General features: G+C 72.5%; 21 protein-coding genes. 9 read left to right on the top strand and 12 right to left on the bottom strand.

The features are described 5' to 3' along the window. Positions 1-99: 99 nt before the first annotated feature. The gene (locus FB554_RS16035) at positions 100-597 is read left to right on the top strand and encodes a MarR family winged helix-turn-helix transcriptional regulator (RefSeq protein ID WP_170206950.1); all 498 of its coding nucleotides are present in this window, start codon (positions 100-102) and stop codon (positions 595-597) included. Beyond that, the gene (locus tag FB554_RS16030) at positions 594-2,594 is read left to right on the top strand and encodes an MDR family MFS transporter (protein ID WP_142007686.1); all 2,001 of its coding nucleotides are present in this window, start codon (positions 594-596) and stop codon (positions 2,592-2,594) included. Before FB554_RS16035 ends, FB554_RS16030 begins: the two co-directional genes overlap by 4 nt. Positions 2,595-2,739: 145 nt before the next feature. Here FB554_RS16030 and FB554_RS16025 read toward each other — a convergent pair whose 3' ends face one another. The 7 genes from FB554_RS16025 to FB554_RS15990 form a co-directional block, all read right to left on the bottom strand. Further along, entirely contained in the window at positions 2,740-4,146 is a 1,407-nt protein-coding gene (locus FB554_RS16025) for a dihydrolipoamide acetyltransferase family protein (RefSeq protein WP_142007685.1), read from the bottom strand. A gap of 136 nt (positions 4,147-4,282) precedes the next feature. Continuing rightward, entirely contained in the window at positions 4,283-5,275 is a 993-nt protein-coding gene (locus tag FB554_RS16020) for an alpha-ketoacid dehydrogenase subunit beta (RefSeq protein WP_142007684.1), read from the bottom strand. Beyond that, positions 5,275-6,447 carry a pyruvate dehydrogenase (acetyl-transferring) E1 component subunit alpha gene (pdhA, locus tag FB554_RS16015; protein ID WP_236022415.1) on the bottom strand — a complete coding sequence of 391 codons (1,173 nt, stop codon included), beginning with the start codon at positions 6,445-6,447 and terminating at the stop codon, positions 5,275-5,277. Before pdhA ends, FB554_RS16020 begins: the two co-directional genes overlap by 1 nt. Before the next feature lie 212 nt (positions 6,448-6,659). Next, entirely contained in the window at positions 6,660-7,697 is a 1,038-nt protein-coding gene (locus tag FB554_RS16005) for an alpha/beta fold hydrolase (protein WP_338070578.1), read from the bottom strand. Between the two features lie 196 nt (positions 7,698-7,893). After that, positions 7,894-9,009 carry a histidinol-phosphate transaminase gene (gene hisC, locus FB554_RS16000; protein WP_142007683.1) on the bottom strand — a complete coding sequence of 372 codons (1,116 nt, stop codon included), beginning with the start codon at positions 9,007-9,009 and terminating at the stop codon, positions 7,894-7,896. 32 nt (positions 9,010-9,041) lie between these two features. Next, positions 9,042-9,872, bottom strand: coding sequence for a ribokinase (locus tag FB554_RS15995; protein WP_142007682.1), 831 nt, complete (start codon positions 9,870-9,872; stop codon positions 9,042-9,044). Beyond that, positions 9,873-10,862 carry a nucleoside hydrolase gene (locus FB554_RS15990; RefSeq protein WP_236022177.1) on the bottom strand — a complete coding sequence of 330 codons (990 nt, stop codon included), beginning with the start codon at positions 10,860-10,862 and terminating at the stop codon, positions 9,873-9,875. It abuts the gene before it with no gap. A gap of 59 nt (positions 10,863-10,921) precedes the next feature. Between FB554_RS15990 and FB554_RS15985 the strand changes: the two genes are divergently transcribed. Then, positions 10,922-11,317, top strand: a complete 396-nt coding sequence (locus FB554_RS15985; RefSeq protein WP_142007681.1) for a phage holin family protein — start codon at positions 10,922-10,924, stop codon at positions 11,315-11,317. 19 nt (positions 11,318-11,336) lie between these two features. Here FB554_RS15985 and FB554_RS15980 read toward each other — a convergent pair whose 3' ends face one another. Beyond that, entirely contained in the window at positions 11,337-12,386 is a 1,050-nt protein-coding gene (locus FB554_RS15980) for an NUDIX hydrolase (protein ID WP_236022176.1), read from the bottom strand. 121 nt (positions 12,387-12,507) lie between these two features. On the opposite strand from FB554_RS15980, the gene FB554_RS15975 reads away from it, so the two are divergent. Further along, complete coding sequence (locus FB554_RS15975) at positions 12,508-13,281, top strand: SDR family oxidoreductase (RefSeq protein ID WP_142007679.1); 774 nt, start codon at positions 12,508-12,510, stop codon at positions 13,279-13,281. 131 nt (positions 13,282-13,412) lie between these two features. Here FB554_RS15975 and FB554_RS15970 read toward each other — a convergent pair whose 3' ends face one another. Continuing rightward, complete coding sequence (locus tag FB554_RS15970; protein WP_142007678.1) at positions 13,413-14,060, bottom strand: HAD family hydrolase; 648 nt, start codon at positions 14,058-14,060, stop codon at positions 13,413-13,415. Further along, the gene (pyrE, locus tag FB554_RS15965) at positions 14,060-14,599 is read right to left on the bottom strand and encodes an orotate phosphoribosyltransferase (protein ID WP_142007677.1); all 540 of its coding nucleotides are present in this window, start codon (positions 14,597-14,599) and stop codon (positions 14,060-14,062) included. Before pyrE ends, FB554_RS15970 begins: the two co-directional genes overlap by 1 nt. A gap of 60 nt (positions 14,600-14,659) precedes the next feature. Here pyrE and FB554_RS15960 point away from each other — a divergent pair, with 60 nt between their 5' ends. The 5 genes from FB554_RS15960 (at position 14,660) to FB554_RS15940 (ending at position 21,316) form a co-directional block, all read left to right on the top strand. Next, entirely contained in the window at positions 14,660-15,940 is a 1,281-nt protein-coding gene (locus FB554_RS15960) for a 3-hydroxyacyl-CoA dehydrogenase NAD-binding domain-containing protein (protein ID WP_142007676.1), read from the top strand. Then, positions 15,937-16,365, top strand: coding sequence for a hotdog fold thioesterase (locus FB554_RS15955; RefSeq protein WP_142007675.1), 429 nt, complete (start codon positions 15,937-15,939; stop codon positions 16,363-16,365). The genes FB554_RS15960 and FB554_RS15955 overlap by 4 nt, the downstream gene beginning before the upstream one ends. A 2-nt stretch (positions 16,366-16,367) precedes the next feature. After that, the gene (paaK, locus tag FB554_RS15950) at positions 16,368-17,684 is read left to right on the top strand and encodes a phenylacetate--CoA ligase PaaK (RefSeq protein WP_142007674.1); all 1,317 of its coding nucleotides are present in this window, start codon (positions 16,368-16,370) and stop codon (positions 17,682-17,684) included. Positions 17,685-17,818: 134 nt separating this feature from the next. After that, complete coding sequence (locus FB554_RS15945; protein ID WP_142007673.1) at positions 17,819-19,567, top strand: alpha/beta hydrolase; 1,749 nt, start codon at positions 17,819-17,821, stop codon at positions 19,565-19,567. 18 nt (positions 19,568-19,585) lie between these two features. Continuing rightward, positions 19,586-21,316 carry a hypothetical protein gene (locus FB554_RS15940; protein WP_142007672.1) on the top strand — a complete coding sequence of 577 codons (1,731 nt, stop codon included), beginning with the start codon at positions 19,586-19,588 and terminating at the stop codon, positions 21,314-21,316. Here the strand turns inward: FB554_RS15940 and FB554_RS15935 are convergent. After that, a complete protein-coding gene (locus FB554_RS15935; protein WP_170206949.1) occupies positions 21,295-21,840 on the bottom strand; it encodes a DivIVA domain-containing protein in 546 nt (181 codons plus the stop codon). The genes FB554_RS15940 and FB554_RS15935 overlap by 22 nt on opposite strands. Positions 21,841-21,882: 42 nt before the next feature. After that, positions 21,883-22,467, bottom strand: coding sequence for a hypothetical protein (locus FB554_RS15930; protein ID WP_142007670.1), 585 nt, complete (start codon positions 22,465-22,467; stop codon positions 21,883-21,885). Positions 22,468-22,585: the final 118 nt, after the last annotated feature.

The raw sequence follows: 22,585 nt of genomic DNA, 5'->3' as shown, positions 1-22,585 counted from the left end.
CTTGCCGCGGACGTACGTCGGGATTATGTTTGTATGGCACAACCAACTTATCGGCGGGCGCTCTGCCCGAGCCGACCCCCCGACAGAGCAGGTGATCCCGTGGCCGTGGACGAAGCGCGCGCCGACGCCCTGGCGACCGACGTCGTGCACACGCTGAAGGCGCTGACCTCCATGCGCCAGCACATGCCCCGGCCGGCCGACGGGGTCGAGCACGCGGCCTACCCGCTGCTGTTCACGCTCGCGACCGAGCCGCTGCGGGTGTCGGCGCTGGCCGAGCGCGTGGGCTCCGACGTGAGCACCGTGAGCCGCCAGGTGTCGCAGCTGCTCACCAGCGGGCTGGTGCAGAAGCGACCCGACCCCGACGACCGCCGGGCCCAGCTGGTGCAGCTGTCCGACAGCGGCCACGCGCTCATCGAGTCGACCCGCGCCCGCCGGGCTACCTACTTCCAGTACCTCCTGCGCGACTGGGACGTCGACGACGTCGACACGTTCGGCGAGCTGCTCACCCGGTTCCGAGCCTCCGTGCTCGACGTGCGCGCCCAGATGGCGACCGACCCGCAGGTGATCCACGACCTGACCAAGAAGGAGAAGAAGTGACGGCAACCACGGCCGACGAGCGCGGGACGGGGGAGCTGACCCACCGGCAGATCATGACGATCCTGGCGGGGCTGCTGCTCGGCATGTTCCTCGCCGCGCTCGACCAGACGATCGTCAGCACGGCCATCCGCACCATCGCCGACGAGCTGCAGGGTCTGGACGCACAGGCCTGGGTGACGACGGCGTACCTGATCACCTCGACGATCGCGACGCCGCTGTACGGCAAGCTCGGCGACATCTACGGCCGCAAAAAGCTGTTCCTGTTCGCCATCACGGTGTTCGTCATCGGCTCGCTGCTGTGCTCGTTCGCCGAGTCGATGTACGGCCTCGCCGGCTACCGCGCGATCCAGGGCGTCGGCGCGGGCGGGCTCATGTCGCTCGCCCTGGCGATCATCGGTGACATCGTGCCGCCGCGCGAGCGGGCGAAGTACCAGGCGTACTTCCTCGCCGTGTTCGGCACCTCCAGCGTGCTCGGCCCAGTCATCGGCGGGTTCTTCGCCGGCCACGACAGCATCCTCGGCATCACCGGCTGGCGCTGGGTCTTCCTGGTCAACGTGCCGATCGGCCTGTTCGCGCTGCTGGTCGTGACCCGCACCCTCAAGCTGGACCACCAGCGTCTCGACCTCAAGGTCGACTGGTGGGGCGCCGCGGCGCTCATCGTCGGCCTCGTGCCGCTGCTGACCGTCGCCGAGCAGGGCCGCACCTGGGGCTGGGGGTCGGGCCGCTCGATCGCCTGCTTCGTGGTGGGCGCGCTGGGCGTCGCGCTGTTCGTGGTCGCCGAGTGGCGGATGAAGGACGCCGCGCTCATCCCGCTGCGCATCTTCAAGAACCGCGCGGTGAGCGTGACGATCATCGGCTCGGTCGTGATCGGCCTCGCGATGTTCGGCGGCATGATGATGCTGCCGCTCTACATGCAGATCGTGCACGGCGCCTCGCCCATGCAGTCGGGCCTGATGATGCTGCCGATGGTGGGCGGCATGATGCTCGCCTCGATCGTGTCGGGTCAGATCACCGCCCGGAAGGGCATCGTGCGGCCGTTCCCGATCATCGGCGCGACACTGCTGACGATCGGCCTGTTCCTGCTGTCGACGATCTCGGCCGACACCCGGCTGTGGGTCGTCATGCTGATGATGTTCGTGACCGGCGTCGGGCTCGGAAACTCGATGCAGCCGCTGATCCTCATCGTGCAGAACGCCGTGTCGCCGCGCGAGATCGGTGTCGCCACCTCGAGCGCGACGTTCTTCCGCCAGATGGGCGGCACGATCGGCGTCGCGGTGTTCCTGTCGCTGCTGTTCAGCACGGTCGGCGGCAACATCCAGTCCGCGCTGAGCGCCGAGGCCCAGTCTCCTCAGTTCCGGCAGGCGGTCGGGCAGGCGCTGCAGGACCCGCAGATCCGGTCCGACCAGGCGGCGTACGACCTCGTCCAGGGGCTCGCCGACCCGCAGGGGCACGCGTCCGGGCTGGGTCAGGTCGACAAGGACTCCTCGGTCATCAACCGGCTGCCCGACACGCTGGCCCACCCGTTCCAGCAGGGGTTCGCCGACTCGATGGCGCAGGTGTTCCTCGTCGCCGGGTTCATCGCGATCCTCGGCCTGCTGGTGCTGCTGATGATGCCGCCGATCGAGCTGCGTCAGCAGTCGGCGATGCAGGCCCGCGCGGCCGACTCGGCAGCGGCCGGGGCGGCGGCCGGGGCGGCGGCGACGACCGGTGGTGGCGCCGCGGCGATCGGGACCGCCGCGCAGGCCGAGCACGCCGAGCGCGCGCGCGACGCGGGTGCTGCGAGCACGGGTTCTGGTGACGAGGGGGTCGGCGCTGAGCCCGCCCACGCCGACGGGCCGCGGCACGCGGCCCCCGACGAGGACGTACGGCAGCACGGGGCGCTCGACGACGCCTGCCGCACCGGTGCCGCCGTGAGCGCCGGGCACCTGCTCGACGAGGTCAGCGAGAACGACCCGCGCGGCGACGGCTACCAGCCCAAGCACGCGGCGAAGGAGTAACCCGGCCTCGCAGGCTCACCCGCCCGGCCGGGCCGACGACGGCGGCACAGAAATCACGACGGCGGACCACTTAAGACGTGGGCCGCCGTCGTCGGATCTGTGCCGCCGTCGACGATGCACGCACATGCCGCCGTCGACGATGGGGCTAGCCCCAGACCAGGGCGCGGGCCGGGTCCTCCAGCAGCGCGGCGACGTCGGCGAGGAAGCGCGAGCCGAGGTCGCCGTCGACCAGCCGGTGGTCGAACGACAGCGACAGCTGGGTGACCTGCCGCGGCACGATCGCGTCGTTGCCGTGCTCGTCGGTGACGACCCACGGCATCTTGCGGATCGCGCCGAAGCACAGGATCGCGGCCTCGCCCGGGTTGATGATCGGCGTGCCGTTGTCGACCCCGAACACCCCGACGTTGGTGATGGTGATCGTGCCGCCGGCCATGTCCGACGGGGGCGTACGTCCGTCGCGGGCGGTGCTCACCAGCTCACCGAGCGCGACCCCGAGGTCACGCAGCGACATGGCGTCGGCGTCCTTGATGTTGGGCACGACCAGGCCGCGCGGGGTGGCCGCGGCGATGCCCAGGTTGACGTAGTTCTTGACCACGATCTCCTGCGCCTGCTCGTCCCAGGTCGCGTTGATCTCGGGGTTGCGCCGCACCGCGAGGGTGAGCGCCTTGGCCAGCACCAGCAGCGGGGTGACCTTGACGTCGCGGAAGTCGCGCTCGCCCTTGAGCCGCTCGACCAGCTCCATCGTGCGGGTGACGTCGACGGTGATGAACTCGGTGACGTGCGGCGCGGTGAACGCCGAGCCGACCATCGCCTGCGCGGTCATCTTGCGCACGCCCTTGATCGGGATGCGGGTCTCGCGCTCGCCCGGGCGCACGACGGGGGCGGGGCGGGCCGCGGACGCGTCGCCCTCGGAGGCGCCGGAGCCGGCGGTGAAGCCCTCGACGTCGGCCCGGGTGATGATCCCGTCGGGGCCGCTCGCTGTGACCTGGCGCAGGTCGATGCCGAGGTCCTTGGCCAGCTTGCGCACCGGCGGCTTGGCGAGCGGGCGGTCGGCGTGCAGACCGACAGGAGAAACGTCGGGCTCGGCCACCGGTTCCGGCTCAGGAGCGGGCGCCTGCCGAGGTTGTTCCTGTCCGTCTGCACGCGCGGCGGCCTTGCGTGCGCGCCGGCTCGTCGACCCGGCCGAGGGTCCGTAGCCGACGAGGTTCGCGACCCGCTCGCCGCCGGCCTCGTCGGACGAGCCGGGACCGGTCGGCACCGAGTCGCCGCCCGCGCCGGGGGCCGAGGCGTGCTCGTCGTCTCGGTCGGACCCGACCACGTCGATCGAGACGATGGGCGCGCCGACGTCGACCGTGTCGCCCTCGCTCACGAGCAGCTCGACGACCGTGCCCTCCCACGGGATCGGCAGCTCGACGAGCGACTTGGCGGTCTCGATCTCGACGACGATGTCGTTGGTCTTGACCTGGTCGCCGACCTTGACCTTCCAGGTCACGATGTCGGCCTCGACGAGGCCCTCGCCCGGGTCGGGGAGCTTGAACAGCTTCACCGCCATGGTGTGCGTCTCCTTGTTGCTGCGGGGGTCTCGATACGCCGCTCGTTCCTCGCGGCTACTCGACCGGCTTGGGTGGGTCTCGATACGCCGCTCGTTCCTCGCGGCTACTCGACCGGCTTGGGTGGGCTTGGGTGGGTCAGTAGGCGAGGGAGCGGTCGACGGCGTCGAGCACCCGGTCCAGGTTGGGCAGGAACTCCTCCTCGAACCGGCTGGGCGGGTAGGGGATGTTGTAGCCGCCGACGCGCAGCACCGGCGCCTCCAGGTGGTAGAAGCACTCCTGCTGGATCTCGGCGGCGAGCTCGGCGCCGAGCCCGACGAACGTGCTCGCCTCGTGCACCACCACGACCCGGCCGGTCTTCTTGGCCGAGCCGACGATGGTGTCGACGTCGAGCGGCGACAGCGAGCGCAGGTCGACGACCTCCAGCGAGCGTCCCTCCTGCTCGGCGGCGGCCGCCGCCTGCAGGCAGGTCTTGACCATCGGGCCGTAGCACAGCAGCGTCGCGTCGGTGCCCTCGCGCACGACCGCGGCCTGCCCCAGCTCCAGCGGCGCACCCGCTGCCTCGTCGATGTCGACCTCGCCGCGCTCGTGGTATCGGCGCTTCGGCTCGAAGAACACCACCGGGTCGTCCGACTCGATCGACTGCTGGATCATCCAGTACGCGTCGGCCGGGTTGGCGCAGGACACCACCCGCAGACCGGCGGTGTGGGCGAAGTAGGCCTCGTTGGACTCGCTGTGGTGCTCGACCGCACCGATGCCGCCGCCGCACGGGATGCGGATCACCATCGGCAGCTTGAGGTAGCCGAGCGAGCGCGCGTGCATCTTGGCGACCTGGCTGACGATCTGGTCGAACGCGGGGTAGACGAACCCGTCGAACTGGATCTCGACCACGGGGCGATATCCGCGCAGCGCCAGGCCGACCGCGGTGCCGAGGATGCCCGACTCGGCCAGCGGGGTGTCGATGACGCGGTCCTCGCCGAAGTCCTTCTGCAGACCCTCGGTGATGCGGAAGACGCCGCCGAGCTTGCCGATGTCCTCGCCCAGCAGCACGACCTTGGGGTCGCGCTCCATCGCGGCCCGCAGCCCCGCGTTGAGGCCCTTGGCCAGGGTGAGCTTCTGCGTCTGTGCCATCAGTTCGCCTCCGCCTCGAACGACTCGTGGTAGGCGACGAAGTCGGCCCGTTCGCGCTCGACCAGCGGGTGCGGGTCGGCGTAGATGTGGTCGAACATCGTCGGCAGCTCCGGGTCGGGCATCTCCTGCGCGGCCTTGCGGATGCGCGCGGCGAGCTCGTCGGCCTCGGCGTCGATGTCCTCGAAGAACTGCGGGTCGGCGTAACCCTTGGTCTCCATGAAGCCGCGCATCCGCTTGATCGGGTCCTTCTCGCGCCAGATGTCGATCTCGGTGGCGATGCGGTACTTCGTCGGGTCGTCCGACGTGGTGTGCGCGCCCATCCGATAGGTGAACGCCTCGATCAGCGTCGGCCCCTGCCCCGCGCGGGCCGCGTCGAGCGCGGTCTTGGCGACGGCGTACACCGCCAGCACGTCGTTGCCGTCGACCCGCACGCCGGGGAAGCCGAAGCCGCGGGCGCGCTGGTAGGGCGGGATGCGGAACTGCTTGTGGTTGGGCTCGGAGATGGCCCACTGGTTGTTCTGCACGAAGAAGACGACGGGCGCGTTGGCGACGTCGGCGAAGACGAGCGCCTCGTTGTAGTCGCCCTGGGCGGTGCCGCCGTCGCCGGTAAAGGCCATCACCGCGGCGTCGCGGTCGGGGTCGCCGGTGCCGACCACGCCGTCGCGCTGCAGACCCATGGCGTAACCGGTCGCGTGCAGCATCTGGTTGCCGATGACGATCGTGTAGAGGTGGAAGTTGTGCTCGCCCGAGTCCCAGCCGCCGTTGTTGACGCCGCGGAACATGCCGAGCAGGTTCTCCGGCGGGACGTCGCGGCACCAGGCGACGCCGTGCTCGCGATAACCGGGGAAGGCGTAGTCCTGCGGGCGCATCGCACGACCGGCACCGACCTGCGCGGCCTCCTGGCCGAGCAGCGAGGGCCACAGACCCAGCTCGCCCTGCCGCTGCAGCGCGTGGCCCTCGGCGTCGATGCGCCGCACCAGCGCCAGGTCGCGGTAGAGCGCGCGGGCGTCGTCGGGGGTCATCGCCTCGACGATGCCGGCGTACGGCTCGTTGGCGGCGTTGGTGCTCAGCCGGTTGCCGTCACCGTCGACGAACTGCACCATGTCGGGCCCGCCGTCGGTGATGTCGTGCTCACCGACCGGAAGGACGGTGTTCTCGTGGTGCCTGACCACGTCGTTGGGGTCACTCACTGCGATCTCCTTCGGTCCACGGCCGGGGCGGGCCGCGGGTCGCACGCACTCGGTCCCAGAGGGTGGACAACCCCTGGACGTCACCACCACGGTGTGGTGCCGCTCACAGAGCGTGTGGGAAGGCTAACGCGCGGTCCCGGACGGGACCGAATCGGGAGCGCAAGGCGGGGCCTGCACCACGTCGCGCGCCGGCGTCAGCGGCGGCCGCGCACCAGGTCGATGAGGCGGTCCAGCACGTCGCCGGTGCGCAGCCCGTTGTGCAGCCACTCGTTGGTGATCCACGGCCTCGCGTCGGGCAGCAGACCGGCGGTCTCGAGGGAGTGCTCGCGCAGGACGTACGGGTCGTCGTAGTACACCGCCGCCACGCAGGGCACCTCGGCGGAGCGCAGCGCCTGCTCGTCGTAGAGCCGCGGCCACTCGTGCCGGGCCAGCAGCTGCGCGGCGTCGGCGAGCGGCGCGAGCCCGTCGACCTCCTCGAGCATCCACGGGAAGACGTGCTCGGCGGTCAGCAGACTCTCGTCCCCGCCGTACGCCCTCGGCAGCACCCGCTCGCACGACCAGTCGGTCGTGCCCCCGTCGGCGTAGCAGGCCTCGTGCAGCACGGTGTAGATCGGCGAGCTGCCGGAGAACGGCAGGTGCCGCTCCAGCTCGGCGCGGAACATGGGCGACGCCGGGTCGCGCTCGAGCAGGAAGTGCAGCTCCTCCGCGCCCCCGGTCATCCCGAGACCTGCCCCGAGCGTGCGCACCCGCCGGGCGCTGACCTCGCGCCCGGACAGCAGCCTGACCTCGCCGGCGGCGCACCGCTCGACCAGCGCCCGCATGCGGTCCCGGTCGCCGGGGAAGGTGCGGTAGAACCGCTCGACCAGCTCGATCGTGCGCGCGTAGGTCGCGGCATAGACCTCGTCGACCGGGGTGGCGACCGGCGGGATGCCACCGGTGAAGATCACCTCGCGCAGGCTGTCGGCGTGCCGCGACAGATAGGTCAGCGAGCAGAAGCCGCCGAACGACTGCCCGAGCAGGCTCCACCGCTCGACGCCGAGGTGCGCGCGCAGCAGCTCGGCGTCGCGCACGATCGAGTCGGCGCGGAAGTGGGTGAGGTGCTCGGCCTGCTGCTCGGGGCTCATCCCGGGCAGGTCGCCGACGGGTGCGGAGCGACCGGTGCCGCGCTGGTCGAGCAGCAGCACGCGGTAGTCCTCGATGGCCCGCCCGAGCCAGCCGGGCGAGGTCGGCACGCCCGGCCGCGGGCTCTCGCCGCCGGGTCCGCCCTGCAGGACAGCAGGTACGGCTTGTCGCCGCCGCCGTCGGGCCCGGTCACCTCACGGGCGTAGACCGTCAGCGTGTCGCCGCCGGGGGCGTCGTGATCGAGCGGCACCTCCAGCTCGTGGTCGACGAGCTGCAGACCCGGGATCCGTTGCGTCACAGGCACATTCACGCGCCGGCGTCGGCGCCGCGGGACCCGCGGAACGCGCCGGCCACCTCGATCAGCCGGTCGTTCGCCTCGGTCTCGCCGATGGAGCAGCGGGCGCCCTCCCCGTCGAACGGGCGCACCACCAGGCCGGCCTCGTCGCAGGCCCGCGCGAACGCCATCGTGTCGGGGCCGAGCGGCATCCAGACGAAGTTGGCGTGCGTCTCGGGCACGTCCCAGCCCTGCGCCCGCAGCGCGTCGAAGACGCGGGTGCGCTCGCCGACCAGCGCGTCGACCCGCTGCTGCAGCTCGCCGAACGCGTCGAGGCTGGCGATCGCGGCGTCCTGGGCGAGCTGGCTCACGCCGAACGGCACCGCCGCCTTGCGCAGGGCGGTGGCGACCGGCTCGTGCGCGACGGCGTAGCCGACGCGGAGCCCGGCGAGGCCGTACGCCTTCGAGAACGTCCGCAGCAGAGCGACGTTCGGGTGACGCCGCCACACGTCGATCGCCTGCGGGGCCTCGGGGTCCGTGACGAACTCGAGGTAGGCCTCGTCGATCACGACGACCACGTCGGAAGGCACGGCGGCGAGGAACCGCTCGAGCTCGTCGGCGTGCACGACCGGGCCGGTGGGGTTGTTGGGCGTGCACACGAGGATCAGGCGGGTGCGGTCGGTGACGGCCGCCGCCATGGCGTCGAGGTCGTGCCGCGCGTCGGAGGTCAGCGGCACCTGCACCGACGCCGCGCCGGCGAGCGCGACGACGATGGGGTAGGCCTCGAACGAGCGCCACGCGTAGACGACCTCGTCACCGGGGTCGCAGGTGATCGCGACGAGCTGACCGAGCACGCCCACGCTGCCCGTGCCGGTCGCGATCTCGTCGGGCTCGACCTTGAGCTCGTCCGCGATCCGCGCGCTCAGCCCGGACACCCCCATGTCGGGATAGCGGTTCATCGACCCGGCCGACTCGCGCACGACCTCCAGCACCGACGGCAGCGGCGGGTAGGGGTTCTCGTTGCTGCTGATCTTGTAGGTCGTCACGTCCGTGCGCGGCGCCGCGGGCTTGCCGGGCTTGTACCCGGGGACGGAGTCGAGCGTGGCGCGCAGCCGGACAGCGTTGGCCGGCTTGGGGTCTTCGGTCATGCCGTCACTGTACGAGCGCAGCCGGGCCGCGGTCAGAGGTCCGGGCGGGACTGGGCCCCGCGGTGACGCACAGCCGCCGCGCCGGCGCGCAGCCCCGCCCGCAGCGCCTGCTCGCGGTCGGCACCGTCCGCCAGGGCCGCAGCCAGCGCTCCGCAGAAGGCGTCACCGGCGCCGGTCGTGTCGACCACCTCGGCCGGATCCACAACGACCGCAGGCAGATTCACGTCTCCCCACTCCGCACCGTCGGCTCCCCTGGTCACCAGCAGCGACCCGGGCGCCGCCCCGGCAGCGGCCAGCAGCTGCGCCTCGTGCTCGTTGGCGACCACCGGGTCGGCGAGGTCGAGCACCTCGGGCGGCAGGTCGGCGTACGGCGCGGTGTTGAGCACCACGCGGGCCCCGCGCTCGGCGGCGAGACGGGCCGCCCGCCCGACCGTGCCGAACGGGATCTCCAGCTGCACGAGCAGCACGTCGTCGGCCGCGAGGTCGCCGAGCGCGGCGCCGACCCGCTCCCAGGTGACCTCGCCGTTGGCGCCGGGGACGACGACGATGGCGTTCTCCCCCGCGTCGTCGACGGTGATCAGCGCGTGACCGCTCGGGCCCTCGACGGTCACGACCGCGGAGGTGTCGACGCCACGCTCACCCAGCCGCCCGACGTACGCCCTCCCCGCCTCGTCGGAGCCCACGCACCCGACCATCGCGACCCCGGCGCCCGCCGCCGCGGCGGCGACGGCCTGGTTGCCGCCCTTGCCGCCGGCGTAGCGGTCCATGCCGTCGGCCAGCACCGTCTCGCCGGGGCTGGGGTGCCGGCGCACGGGCGCGACCAGGTCGACGTTGAGCGAGCCCAGCACCACGACGCGGCCCACTCAGCCCACCTCCCCGCGCACGGTCGCGAGCCACACGTCGCGCAGCGCGTCGCCGTCGACCCCGAGGCAGACGTCGACCATCGCGCGCGCCGGGCCGTGCGGGTCGTGCTCCATGTCGCCGGTCCAGTCGCGGCGGTCGACGATGGTGCGGCCGCGGGTCCAGGTCCCGGCAAGCTCCACCCGAACGGGGCGCCGCTCGGTCCGAACCGCTTGCGGCACAAGGAGACTCGCGACCGCACCGGCGTCGCCGACGGTCATCGTGCCGTCCTGGAACACCCGCTGGTGGAACGACGTGAGCCCGGCCGCGAGCGTGGCGACCGGGGTGCCGAGGTCGCGCAGCGCCTGCGACTGCTCGCGCGTGACGCGCGGGGCGTAGAAGACGTCGAGGCCGTACATCGTCACCGGCACGTCATGCTCCACGCACGCGTCGAGCACGAGTGCGGTGGCCTCCGGGTCGTGGAAGACGTTGAACTCCGCGGCGGCCGTCGCGTTGCTCACGTCGGCCCCGCCACCCATGAACACCACGCGCCCCAGCCGCGCGAACGCGTCGGGGTGCACCCGCGCCAGCAGCGCGACGTTGGTCATCGGCGCCAACGGGACGAGCGTGAGCGGCCGGCCCTGGGCGTACGCCCGCTCGGCCTCGTCGCGCAGCAGCTCCACCGCGATCCGCGGGTCGGGCTCCGTCCGAGGCGCCGGGAGGCCGAGGTCGCCCATGCCGTCGCTGCCGTGCACGTGGCGGGCGTCGACCGGCTGCTCCAGCAGCGGCCGCCGCGCGCCGACCCCCACCGGCACGTCGGTGCGGCCGGCGATCTCCAGCACGGTCAACGTGTTCCGCACGACGTCCTCGAGCGGGGCGTTGCCGCCGGCGCAGGTCACCGCGCGCAGGTCGAGGTCGGGGTGCAGCGCGGCGAGCAGGATCGCCATGGCGTCGTCGATGCCGGTGTCGACGTCGAGGACGAGCGGGATCGGCGCGGAGGGCTGGGGCGGCACACGGCGACTCTACGACCGGGTCGAGGGCGGTCGCCGGGCGCGCCTGGGACACTGGAGGCATGGACAACTTCCTGGTCAAGGTCGGCATCAACGCCGTCGCGCTCTGGGTCGCCGCCCTCGCCGTACCGGGCATCACGCTCGTGCAGGACGGCACCGACACCATGGCCAAGGTCATCACGGTGGTCGTCGTCGCGGCGATCTTCGGGCTGATCAACGCGCTGGTGAAGCCGGTCGCCATCGTGCTGGCGCTGCCCGCGCTGATCCTCACGCTCGGGTTGTTCACGCTGGTCATCAACGCCGCGATGCTGCAGCTGCTGTCATGGATCTCCGGCGGGCTGAACCTGTCGTTCCACGTCGACAGCTTCTTCTGGAGCGCGATCATCGGCGGCCTGATCATCAGCCTGGTCAGCTGGGCGCTCAACGTCGTGATGCCCGAGCGCGAGCGCGACTACTGACCCGCACCAGGTGGGCGGCTCACCAGGTCGGCGGCTCGCCGTCCTCCAGGTATGCCGTCGGCGCCCCGGCGTCGAGCAGCTGGGTCGCGTGCTCGATCAGGCGGGCGGTGTACGGCGCGCAGCGAGCGCGCACGGTCTCGGCGTCGGCCCAGTGGATCGCGCGAATCTCCCTGGGCTCCAACGTCGCTCGCGCCACCTCGTCCTCGGCGACGGACAGCTCGAACAGGTAGAGCATGGCGTCGTCCCAGCCCTGCCACGGCGGCAGCCAGCTGACCACCACGAGGCGCCGCAGCCGCGCGGGCACCTGCAGCTCCTCACCGACCTCGCGCAGCACCGCGTGCGCCGGTGACTCGTCGGGGTCGACCACGCCGCCGGGCAGGTCCCAGTAGCGCTTGTAGGTCAGCTCGCACAGCAGCACCTCGCCACGCTGGTTGCGGACCAGCCCCTGGCTGATCGTGCGCTTGCGCGGCAGGCCCGCGTTGAGCGCGGCCCGGAACATCTCGCCGGTGCCGACCTCGGGGTCGTCGGCGAGCCGGGCCAGCAGCACCGCATCCCGCCGTACGCCCTCGCGGTCCGACTCATACCCCCGCAGCTCTCCCTCGCGCCGCAGCCCGGCCCGCGTGGCCAGCCGGACCGACCTGCGGTTGTCCGGGTCGACGTACGCCTCGACGCGGGCGAGCCCGAGGTCGCCGAAGGCGTAGTCCACGAGCAGCCGCACGGCGGTCACGGCGTGGCCGCGGCCGCGGAAGTCGGGGAACAGCGCCCACGACAGGTGACCGGTGGCGTCGCGGCCGACAGTGCGGCGCACCTCGACGCTGCCGGCGACGCGGCCGTCGACCTCGACGACGAACGAGACGACCCGGCGCCCGTCGGCGTAGTCGCGCTGCCACCGCTCGATCGCGGCGCCCTGCTGCTCGGCGCTCGGGGTCACCCCGGGGAAGCGGAACCAGCGGGCGATCTCCTCGTCGTGCTGCAGCCGCGCCGCCTCGGCGTCGTCGGCGCGCCACGGGCGCAGCGTCACCGCGCCGTCGACGAGGGTCGGCTGCGGCGGGACGGGCTCGGAGGTCACGGGAGCGACGCTAACCCGCCGCGCGGCCGGGGTGAACCTGCAACCCCCTGCAACCCTTTCGCGCCGGGCGGACCGCGGCAGACACTCCCGCGACAGGCAACCCACCCGAGGAGCGAGGCACATGAGCAACGTCCACATCACCGGAGCGGCGCGCGGCATCGGCAAGGCGATCGCGACCCGGCTCGCCGAGGACGGCCACGACCTGGTCGTCAGCGACCTGCCGAGCATGGCCGAGACGCTGGAGCAGACCCGCGCCGAGCTCGAGGGACTGGGCGTGCGGGCGGTGGCGCTGACCGGTGACGTCAGCGACGCCGAGTCGGTGCGCGGGCTGGTGCAGGGCACGGCCGAGGCGCTCGGGTCGCTCGACGTGATGGTCGCCAACGCCGGCATCGCGCAGACCAAGGCGCTGCTCGACGTCTCGCCGCGGGAGTACGACCAGGTCCACGCCGTCAACGGGCGCGGCGTCTTCCTGTGCTACACCGAGGCCGCGCGGCAGATGATCGAGCAGGGCAACGGCGGCAAGATCATCGGCGCCGCCTCGATCGCCGCGCACAAGGGGTTCGCGCTGCTCGGGGTCTACTGCTCCACCAAGTTCGCGGTGCGCGGGCTCACCCAGGCCGCGGCGCAGGAGTGGGCCGAGCACGGCATCACGGTCAACGCCTACTGCCCCGGCATCGTCGACACCACCATGTGGGAGGAGATCGACCGCGACCTCGGCGACATCAACCAGGTCGGCAAGGGCGAGTCGATGGCCGCGATGGCCGAGCTCATCACGCTGGGCCGGGTCTCGACGGGCGCCGACGTCGCGGGCTACGTCTCCTTCCTCGCCGGGCCCGACTCGGACTACATGACCGGGCAGTCGGTGATGATCGACGGCGGCATCCTGTTCAGCTGAGTTGGGGCGCCCCCGGCCGGCGTGAGAGTGCGCGAGTGGCCCATGTCGTACGCGATCGCTGGGCGTGTCGCGCACTCTCACCGGCGCGGTGGCCGGGTTCGCACCGGCGCCACGCCGGCCTGGTGCCGGCGTCAGCGCAGCAGCAGCGACTGCAGCTCGGCGAAGCTGTGCGCGGTCCCGGTGGGTGCGGCGCCGGCGAGGTCGGTGCCGGTGCCGGCGCCCCACGTGACGGCGATGGTCGAGAGCCCGGCCGACGCCCCGGCGCGCACGTCGACGGCGGCGTCGCCGACGTACACCGCCCGCTCGGGAGCGACGCCGATCCGCTCGCAGGCCAGCAGGATCGGGGCGGGGTCGGGCTTGTGGGCGTCGGTGTCCTCGAGGGTCACGGTCGGCTCGACGAGCCCGGCCAGCCCGGTCAGCTCCAGCGCCCGCTGCGCCTGCGGCCGCCGCTTGGAGGTCGCGACCGCCACGGTCACGCCGGCGTCGTGCAGCGCCGTCAGCAGCTCGGCGGCGCCCTCGAACGGGCGGATGAGCCGCTCGGTGTTGTCCTGGTTCCACCCGACGTAGGTGTCGTAGAGCGCGTCGGCCTTGGTCTCGTCGACCGACCGGAAGGCGCGGATGAGCGGCTGCCCGATCCAGCTGCGGATCAGCGCCTCGTCCTCCTCGCGGCCGAGGTGGGTGCGGAAGGCGTGCTGGTAGGACGCGACGATGAGCGGGACGGTGTCGACGAGCGTGCCGTCGAGATCGAAAACCGCTGCGGGCCAACGCGACTCGGCCATCAGCCGGCCACCCCCCGAGCCGCGTCGAGGTCGGAGCGGGCGAAGACGTACCGCGTCTCCAGGCCGACGTCGCGCAGCGCCTGCCCGGGCTCCGGGCTGCGGTCGATCGCGCACAGCACGACCTCGACGGTGGCGCCGCGGGCGCGGAGCTCGCGGGCCGCGTCGCGCACCGCGCCGCCGGTGGTGATGACGTCCTCGACGAGGGTCACCCGCCGCCCGCTGACGTCGGCGCCCTCGGCGAGCCGGCACGTGCCGTACGTCTTCGCCTCCTTGCGCACGAAGACCGCGGGCAGCCCGGTGAGGCTGCTGAGCACCGTGACGATCGGGATGCCGCCGAGCTCGAGCCCGCCGAGCAGGTCGGTGCCCTCGGGCACCAGCGGTCGCAGCTGCTCGGCCACCCGCCGCAGCAGCGCCGGGTCGGACTCGAACTGGTACTTGTCGAAGTACTCGCTGACGACCTGGCCGGACCGCAGCGTGAACTCCCCGGACACCCGGCTGGCGGCGTCGACGTCGCGGGCCAGCGCTGCACGTTCACTCACGGGTCCCGATTCTCCCTGGTCGCTGCGAACCGCCCTCGACCCCCTGCCACCATGTGACCCATGGCACACAGCGACGTGACGGCCGACGGTGACGCCTGGACCCCTGCGGTGGCGGTGGTCGGGGCGGGCGCGATGGGCACCGGCATCGCCCAGGTCGCCGCGCAGGCCGGCTGCGAGGTGACGCTGGTCGACGTGGCCCCGGGGGCGGCCGACCGGGCGCGCGAGTCGCTGCGGGCGGTGTGGGCGCGCCAGGTGGACAAGGGCCGGATGAGCACCGCCGAGGCCGACGCCGCCCTCGCCCGCGTGCGCACGGCCGCCGGCGTCGAACAGCTGCCGTCGGTCGACCTGGTGATCGAGGCGGCCCGCGAGGACCTCGCGACCAAGCGCGAGCTGTTCGCGACGCTCGCCGCCACCCAGGCGCCGGACACGGTGCTCGCGACCAACACCTCCAGCCTCAGCACCACCGACATCGCCGAGGGTCTGCCGCAGCCGCACCGGCTGGTCGGGCTGCACTTCTTCAACCCGCCGCCGCTGATGAAGCTGGTCGAGGTCGTGCGCGGCGAGCACAACGCGACGGCTGACGGCGAGGCGCTGCTGGCGCGGTGCACCGACCTGATGCGCGCCTGGGGCAAGACGCCCGTGACCTGTTCTGCCACACCGGGATTCATCGTCAACCGGGTGGCGCGGCCGTTCTACGGCGAGGGCCAGCGGATGGTCGCCGACGGCACCATCGACCCCGCCACCCTCGACTACGCCCTCACCCGCGAGGGCTTCCGGCTCGGCCCGATGGCGCTCACCGACCTCATCGGCCAGGACGTCAACCTCGCGGTCGGCGAGTCCGTCTGGGAGCAGACCGGGCGCGACCCGCGCTACGAACCGACCGAGTGGCAGCGCGGCCTGGTCGCCGAGGGCCGGCTCGGCCGCAAGGCCGGCCGGGGCGTCTTCGAGTACGACCCCGCCGGCTCCCCGCTCGGCGCCGAGCCCGACGAGCGGCGGGCAGCCGAGCTGACCGCCCCCGACGCGCCCGTCGAGACCGATCCGGTCGCGCGCACGCTGGCGATGCTGGTCAACGAGGCCGTCGACCTCGTGGCCCGCGGCGAGGCGAGCGCCGCCGACGTCGACACCGCGATGCGGCTCGGCACGAACTACCCCCGCGGCCCGATCGAGTGGGGGCGCGAGATCGGGTTCAACACCGTGCACGCCCAGCTGGTCGAGCTCGACGCGCACTTCCCGGGTGGCCGTTACCGCCCGAGCCCCGCGCTCACCGACGGCAGCCTCGACGGTGCCGACGAGCGCGACGCTACGGGCGAGGACCACGGCGCGGCGCAGGAGCCGGCATGACCGACCTGGGCCACGTGGAGCAGATGTGGGCCTCCGACGAGGCCTCGCGCCGGCTGGGCATCACGCTCGAGGAGGTCGGGGTCGACGCCGACGGGCGCGGGTTCGCCCGCACCCGCATGGCGGTCGCCGAGCCGATGGTCAACGGCCACGACATCACCCACGGCGGCTTCGTGTTCACGCTGGCCGACTCGACGTTCGCGCTCACCTGCAACGCCTCCGGCCGCCTGACCGTCGCGGCCGGCGCCGACATCGTGTTCGTCACCTCGACCCGGCTCGGCGACGTGCTGCTGGCCGAGGGCCGCGAGCGAGCGACCTACGGCCGCAGCGGAGTCACCGACGTCACCGTCACGCGCGAGTCCGACGGGGCGCTCGTGGCGGAGTTCCGCGGGCGCTCGCGCGCCCTGCCCCCGAGGAAGGACGCCTGAGCATGGCCGGTGTGCCGCCCGTCAGCGACGGGAGCGAGCTGCTCGACGAGGCCGAGCGCTGGTCGCTCGACCAGCTGCGCGCCGAGCAGCTGGTGCGGCTGCAGTGGTCGCTGCAGCATGCGTACGACAACGTCGCGCACTATCGAAAGGCGTTCGACGACAAGGGGTTTCACCCGCGCGACGTCAAGACGCTCGACGACCTGCGGCACGCGCCGACCACGCAGAAGAGCGACCTGCGCGACAACTACCCGTTCGGGATGTTCGCGGTGCCGCGTGAGCAGGTGGTGCGGGTGCACGCGTCCAGCGGCACGACCGGCAAGCCGACGGTGGTGGGCTACACCCGCGACGACATCGACACCTGGGCCGGGCTCATGGCGCGGTCGCTGCGGGCGGCGGGGGTGCGTCCCGGCGACGTGGTGCACGTGGCCTACGGGTACGGCCTGTTCACCGGCGGGCTCGGCGCTCACTACGGCGTCGAGCGGCTCGGCTGCACCGCCGTCCCGATGTCGGGCGGGCAGACCGAGCGGCAGATCCAGCTGATCCACGACTTCGGTGCGCGGGCGATCATGGTGACGCCGTCGTACTTCCTGTCCCTGCTCGACGAGATGCAGGCGCAGGGCATCGACCCGGCCGAATCTCCCTTGGAGATAGGCGTTTTCGGCGCCGAGCCGTGGACGCCGGCGATGCGGGCGGAGATCGAGCAGCGCGGCGGCATGCACGCGACCGACATCTACGGGCTGTCCGAGGTGATGGGGCCGGGGGTCGCGCAGGAGGCGGTCGAGACCAAGGACGGGTTGCACGTCTGGGAGGACCACTTCCTGCCCGAGATCGTCGACCCGCTGACCGGCGACCCGGTGCCCGACGGGGAGCCGGGCGAGCTGGTCTTCACCTCGCTCACCAAGCAGGCGATGCCGGTCGTGCGCTACCGGACGCGCGACCTCACCCGGCTGCTGCCCGGCACCGCGCGCCCGGCGATGCGGCGGATGGAGAAGGTCACCGGCCGCTCCGACGACCTGATGATCGTGCGCGGCGTCAACGTGTTCCCGACCCAGATCGAGGAGCTGGTGCTGGCGCTGCCCGGGCTGACCGCGTACTTCCAGTGCGTGCTCACCCGGCCCGGCCGGCTCGACGAGCTCACCGTGCGCGCCGAGGCCGAGCCGCACGTCACCGCCGAGCGGCGCAGCGAGCTGGGCCGCACGCTGGCCGAGCAGATCAAGACCCGCATCGGCACCAGCGCCCGCGTCGAGGTCGTCGGCGAGGGCGGCATCGAGCGCTCGGTCGGCAAGGCGCGCCGGATCGTCGACCAGCGTGAGCGGTGAGGTCTCGATACGGCTCCGCAGGCCCCGCCTCCTCGACCAGCTGGGGTTCGGCCGCAGGAACCGGCGCCGCCGCACCGGCGTCGGAGGCAGGACTTCACCCGCCCGTCCGTCGGGCGTCCCCCGGGGAGGAACCGATGACCCGCTCGCACGCCCGTTTCGCCACCGTGATGGCGCTGACCCTCACGACCGCGACCGCGCTGTCGGCCTGCCAGGAGGCCTCCGGCCCGACCGTGCCGCGCTCGTCGTCGTCCAGCGCGACCAGCTCGGCCGGCACCGCGCCGGGTGCGCAGGCCCCGGCGCCGCAGCGGCCGATGGCCGACCTGAGTCGCTACGTCGGGCAGCAGGTCAGCTGGAGCGAGGACACCTGCCCCTCGAGCATGCGAGTCGTCACCGCCCTCTCGGACAAGACGACCTGCGCGCGCATCACCGCGCCGAAGGACTACTTCGACCCCGGCAAGGGCGACATCACGCTGATGGTGGCGCGCACCAAGAGCGACAACCCCGACGCGCGCGTGCTGTTCACCAACCCCGGCGGCCCGGGCGCGCCGGCGGCCCGCTTCTCGGCCGTGGTCGCCAAGCTGTCGCCGCTGGCGCAGACCCACGACGTGATCGGCGTCGACCCGCGGGGCACCGGCGACTCGACGTCGGTCAGCTGCGACCCGCCGCGCACCGGCGTCGACGACAACCGCAACCTCACGCCCGCGCAGGTCACGACCGTGCAGTCGCGGGTGAAGAAGAGCGTCACCGACTGCGTCGCCAAGCACGGCGGCTTGCTGCCGTTCCTCACCTCCGACAACACCGCCCGCGACCACGACCTGGTGCGCCGCATCCTCGGCGCCGGCACGGTCGACTACTACGGCGTCTCGGCCGGCACCTGGTTGGGCAGCCGCTACGCCACCTTGTTCCCGAAGCAGGTCGGCCGGTTCGTGCTCGACAGCAACACCGAGTTCACCGCCCCGTTCGCGAAGACCTTCGGCAACCAGCCGATGGCCTTCCAGCGGCGGTGGGACCAGCAGTTCCTGCCGTGGGCGGCCCGGCACGACGCGACGTACGGCCTGGGCACCGACAACCGCGCGGTCAACGGCGTCTACGAGAAGGTGCGCAAGGCCGCCGGTGAGGGCCGGCTCGACGTGTTCACCCCGTCGCTCATCGACAACGTGCTCGCGTCGGAGATGTACGGCGACCCCGGCTTCGTCTCGGCGGCGACGCTGCTGGGTCTGCTGGACAAGGCGACCGACGGCGATCCGGACGCGCTGCGCCAGGCCAAGCGGTCGCTGATGTCCAGCGGCGGCGACGGCTACACCGACTACCGCGAGAGCACGACCTTCATGGCCGTCACGTGCAACGACACCCCGTGGAACAAGCAGCCGCTGACGTACGCCGCGAACGCGTTCAACCTCGGCAAGAAGTACCCCCTCACCGGGTACGACGTCGTCGAGAACCGTTGCGCCTACTGGCCGTACACCGCCCCGCAGACCAAGGTCGACGTCAGCAAGGCCCCGCCGATGATGATGGTGCAGACCGAGCTCGACCCGGCGACGTCGTACGAGAACGCCATGAGCGCGCACCGCGCGTCGCCCTCGACCCGGATGCTCGTGGTCGACAACCAGGGCGACCACGGCGCCGTCGTCGGCAGCAAGAACGCCTGCGTCACCACCGCGGCGTACGACTTCCTCACCAAGGGCAAGCTCATCGCCCAGGACTCGGTGTGTCCGGCGGTGCCGCTGCCCGACGACAGCCAGGTCTTCGAGGTCGGGTCGAAGGCGCAGGGCCCGCAGCTGCCGACCGCCGACGGCTACGCCCGGCAGAAGCCGAACCTGGCGCAGCAGGTGATCGACCTGCTGCTGCGGATCCTGGCCGAAGCCACCCGCCCGCAGCGATAGAGGGTCTACCGTTCACCCGTGCTGACTCGCCTCCGGCGGGGAGGACTCGGGGGGCAGGCAGCAGTCACGGCGCTCTTCGGACTCACCTTCGGTTATCTCACGCTGCGGTCGTTCCTGGGGGTTGACCTGGCCGACGGCAGCTACCCGCTCGTGCTCTCGCGGCGGGTGGCGCACGGAGCGATGCCGCTGGCCGACGAGCAGGGCCTGCACGTCTTCGGTTCGCTTCCCGCGGCGCCGTTCGTGCTGGTGTGGGAGGCCGCCTTCGGCAGCACCGGGCTGATCCTGGCCACCCGCCTGTTCACGGTCGCGTGGATCGCCGTCGTCGTGCTTGTGTGCCAGCGGGCGCTGACGCCGACGCTGCCGCCGCTCCCGGTCGCCGCGGGGCTGTGCGGAGTGACGCTTGCCCTGCCCTACGCCGTGATCGGCACGACCTACAACACGGTCGCGATGTTCGGGCTGCTGCTGGCCACCTGCGCTGGATTTGCGGCAGTGCACGCGCGACCGCGCGGGTGGTTGCCGACCGCGGCGGTGGCTGCGCCCGTCGCATCGATCGCCTTCCCAGGGGTGACACCCGGAGCGGTCTGCCTGCTGCTCGCGCTTCTCGTGGTGCTGCGCCGGCAGGGGGCGAGCTGGGCGCAGATCGGGCGCAACCTAGCCCTCCCCGCCGCGCTCGTCGTCGTGGCGCTGCTCGTCTTCCTCACCGTCGGACCAGGGTGGGACCAGGTCGAGCAGTCGGTGGCGGACCAGCGCACGGCCCGACCGGCCACCGGAGGGCTGGGCAGCGTGCTCGACCTCTTCTCGTCCTGGCTCGGGGGCTACCTCACCGAGCCGGGCAAGCTACCGCTGGCCCTGCTTGCTGCGGCCGCCGCCGCCGTCCTTCCCTGGCGGCAGGCCGCAGCGGCGGCCGCGCTGGCCGCGGCCGGCCTGCTGCTGTGGTTCGCGAGCGCCCAGCCCGGCGCCAACATGCTGGACATCGACGACGGCACCTACCCCGGGGCGATGGGGGTGCTGGCGTCGGTGGTGCTGCTGCCGATCGCAGTGCGCTGCGCGGGGCGCGATGCCGCGACCCGACAGCTGCTCCTGCTCAGCGCGGTGACGCTGCCGAGCCTGCTCGGGGTGCAGGCCATGACGGCTTCCGGGTTCACCTTCGGCGCGATCGCGGCGGGCGGGGCACCGTTCGCGCTCGCGGTCTTCGTCGCGTTCGCGCAGTTCCTGAGCCGTCCGGACCTCGGCCGCGGTTGGCAGGTGGGTCTGCTGGCTCCCGCGCTCATCACGGGTGCGTGCCTGACGGCCGTCGTCTTCAACGAGGGAACGACGTTCCAGCAGCGCAACCTGGTCACGAGCGGCCCGGCTGCCGGGTTGTGGGTTTCGGACAGTTCCGTCACCCGGATCCGGGCGGTCGAGACGCTGGCCGACCGCTGCCCGGCCGAGGCGCGCGCCCTCGTGGTCGGCGCTCCGGGTGGATACCTGTGGCTGCCGGCCCGCAGCGCCGCGATGGGCTCGTGGCTGGGCAACGACGCGGTCCAGTCCATCCCCGTCGAGCGTCAACTGGCGCGGCGCCCGACCTGCATCCTGGCCGCCCGGGCGGCTGCGGACCCCGACTGGACCGCGGCCGACCAGGCGGTGCTGGACCGCCTGGCGGTGGGGATGCGACCCGTCGGCCGCCCTGTCTTCCTCCACACCTCACCCACGCTGGGCGACATCTACGTGCAGGTCTACGCCGCGGGTCAGGCGTCCTCGGGGCGCTGAGTCATCAGCTCGTCCAGGAAGCCGTCGACCTCGACCATGTCGTAGCCGGGGCGCAAGCTCGTGGAGCTGAACACCGCACCCTGGATGTCGGGCAGGCGCTGGCCGTGCGCCATCGCGACGAGCACCGAGTCGAGCAGGTCGTCGACCTCGTCGACGCCGTAGCCACCACGCTTGGTGCGGAACCGCTTCTCGCGCACCCAGTCCATCTGCGCCTGCGTCCAGCGCAGCGGCGTCGGCCCGCGCGCCGCCCGCGGCTCGGGGGCGGGCGCGGGAGCGCCCGTCCAGTCGGCCCGCCAGCCCTGGAGCAGGGTGACCAGCTCGCGCACGTCCGCGCGGGCGTACCCCTGACCGATCGTGCGCGTGGGGAGGGCGAACTGGGTGGCGTCGGGGATCTGCCGGCCCGCCCGCATGCAGGCGACGACGTTGCCGATCAGCAGGTCGACGTCGGACTCGACGTGCCCACCGCGCTCGGTGCGAAAGCGCAGGTTGGCCAGCCGGTCGAGGTGATGGGTCGTCCACTCCACGGCGCCCAGCATGACAGCGGGCGCCGGGCGCGGGTCAGCCGGTCAGACGCAGTTGGCGAACGTCGGGACCGACATGATGATGTCGTCGTTCGCCTGGGAGGTCTTGGCGCTGATGATGACCTGGTACTGCAGCTGCATCGACGTCGACGTGGCCGTGAACGACGTCGCGGTGTAGGTCGCGCCGCCGGGAGAGGTGCCGAGGCCGGCGCTCGAACGGGTCGCGCGACTGAGCACCGTCGTGCCGTCCACGATCACCCGCGCGGTGGCGCCGGTGCTCTGGCTGGCGACGCCGTTGCCGTAGCCCCAGCTGATCGGGATGCGCATCGAGTACGACCGCCCGACGATGAGGTTCGAGATCGTCGTGGTCGTCGTGAAGGTCAGCGTCGATGAGCTGGATCCGTTGTCGCGGTAGACCGTCCACTGGGTGCCGGTCGAGTTCCAGGAGTAGGCGCCCGTCGAGGCCGGGCCGAGAGTGCCGCTGTACGTCAGCGACCAGTCGCTGCCGCCCGGCACGGTGGGGCACGGGAGGGGCGAGGCAGCCGTGGCGGGGGCGGCCGACGCCAGCGCGATCGTGGGGATCGCCCAGGCGGCGCCCTTCACGACGGTGGCGCGGGAGGGGGTGGACATGCGTGATCAACTTCCTGACGGCGTACGGCTCCGTGGACGCAACGAGACCGTTGCCGAGCGGCATTCCGGATCTGCCGAGAGTGCGACGAGGGACACACAGCCCCACCTCTAGGGTGTG

Source organism: Barrientosiimonas humi (assembly GCF_006716095.1).
GTDB classification, from domain to species: domain Bacteria; phylum Actinomycetota; class Actinomycetes; order Actinomycetales; family Dermatophilaceae; genus Barrientosiimonas; species Barrientosiimonas humi.
Note: the sequence above shows the minus strand (reverse complement) of the source record. Positions and strands in the feature narration are given on the sequence as shown.

Bases quoted from the DNA above. Each gene is read 5' to 3' on its own strand.
- FB554_RS16025 (WP_142007685.1), bottom strand. From the start codon at position 4,146: ATGGCGGTGAAGCTGTTCAAGCTCCCCGACCCGGGCGAGGGCCTCGTC.
- FB554_RS16020 (WP_142007684.1), bottom strand. From the start codon at position 5,275: ATGGCACAGACGCAGAAGCTCACCCTGGCCAAGGGCCTCAACGCGGGG.
- hisC (WP_142007683.1), bottom strand. From the start codon at position 9,009: ATGACCGAAGACCCCAAGCCGGCCAACGCTGTCCGGCTGCGCGCCACG.
- FB554_RS15985 (WP_142007681.1), top strand. From the start codon at position 10,922: ATGGACAACTTCCTGGTCAAGGTCGGCATCAACGCCGTCGCGCTCTGG.
- FB554_RS15975 (WP_142007679.1), top strand. From the start codon at position 12,508: ATGAGCAACGTCCACATCACCGGAGCGGCGCGCGGCATCGGCAAGGCG.
- FB554_RS15970 (WP_142007678.1), bottom strand. From the start codon at position 14,060: ATGGCCGAGTCGCGTTGGCCCGCAGCGGTTTTCGATCTCGACGGCACG.
- FB554_RS15960 (WP_142007676.1), top strand. From the start codon at position 14,660: ATGGCACACAGCGACGTGACGGCCGACGGTGACGCCTGGACCCCTGCG.
- FB554_RS15955 (WP_142007675.1), top strand. From the start codon at position 15,937: ATGACCGACCTGGGCCACGTGGAGCAGATGTGGGCCTCCGACGAGGCC.
- paaK (WP_142007674.1), top strand. From the start codon at position 16,368: ATGGCCGGTGTGCCGCCCGTCAGCGACGGGAGCGAGCTGCTCGACGAG.
- FB554_RS15945 (WP_142007673.1), top strand. From the start codon at position 17,819: ATGACCCGCTCGCACGCCCGTTTCGCCACCGTGATGGCGCTGACCCTC.
- FB554_RS15930 (WP_142007670.1), bottom strand. From the start codon at position 22,467: ATGTCCACCCCCTCCCGCGCCACCGTCGTGAAGGGCGCCGCCTGGGCG.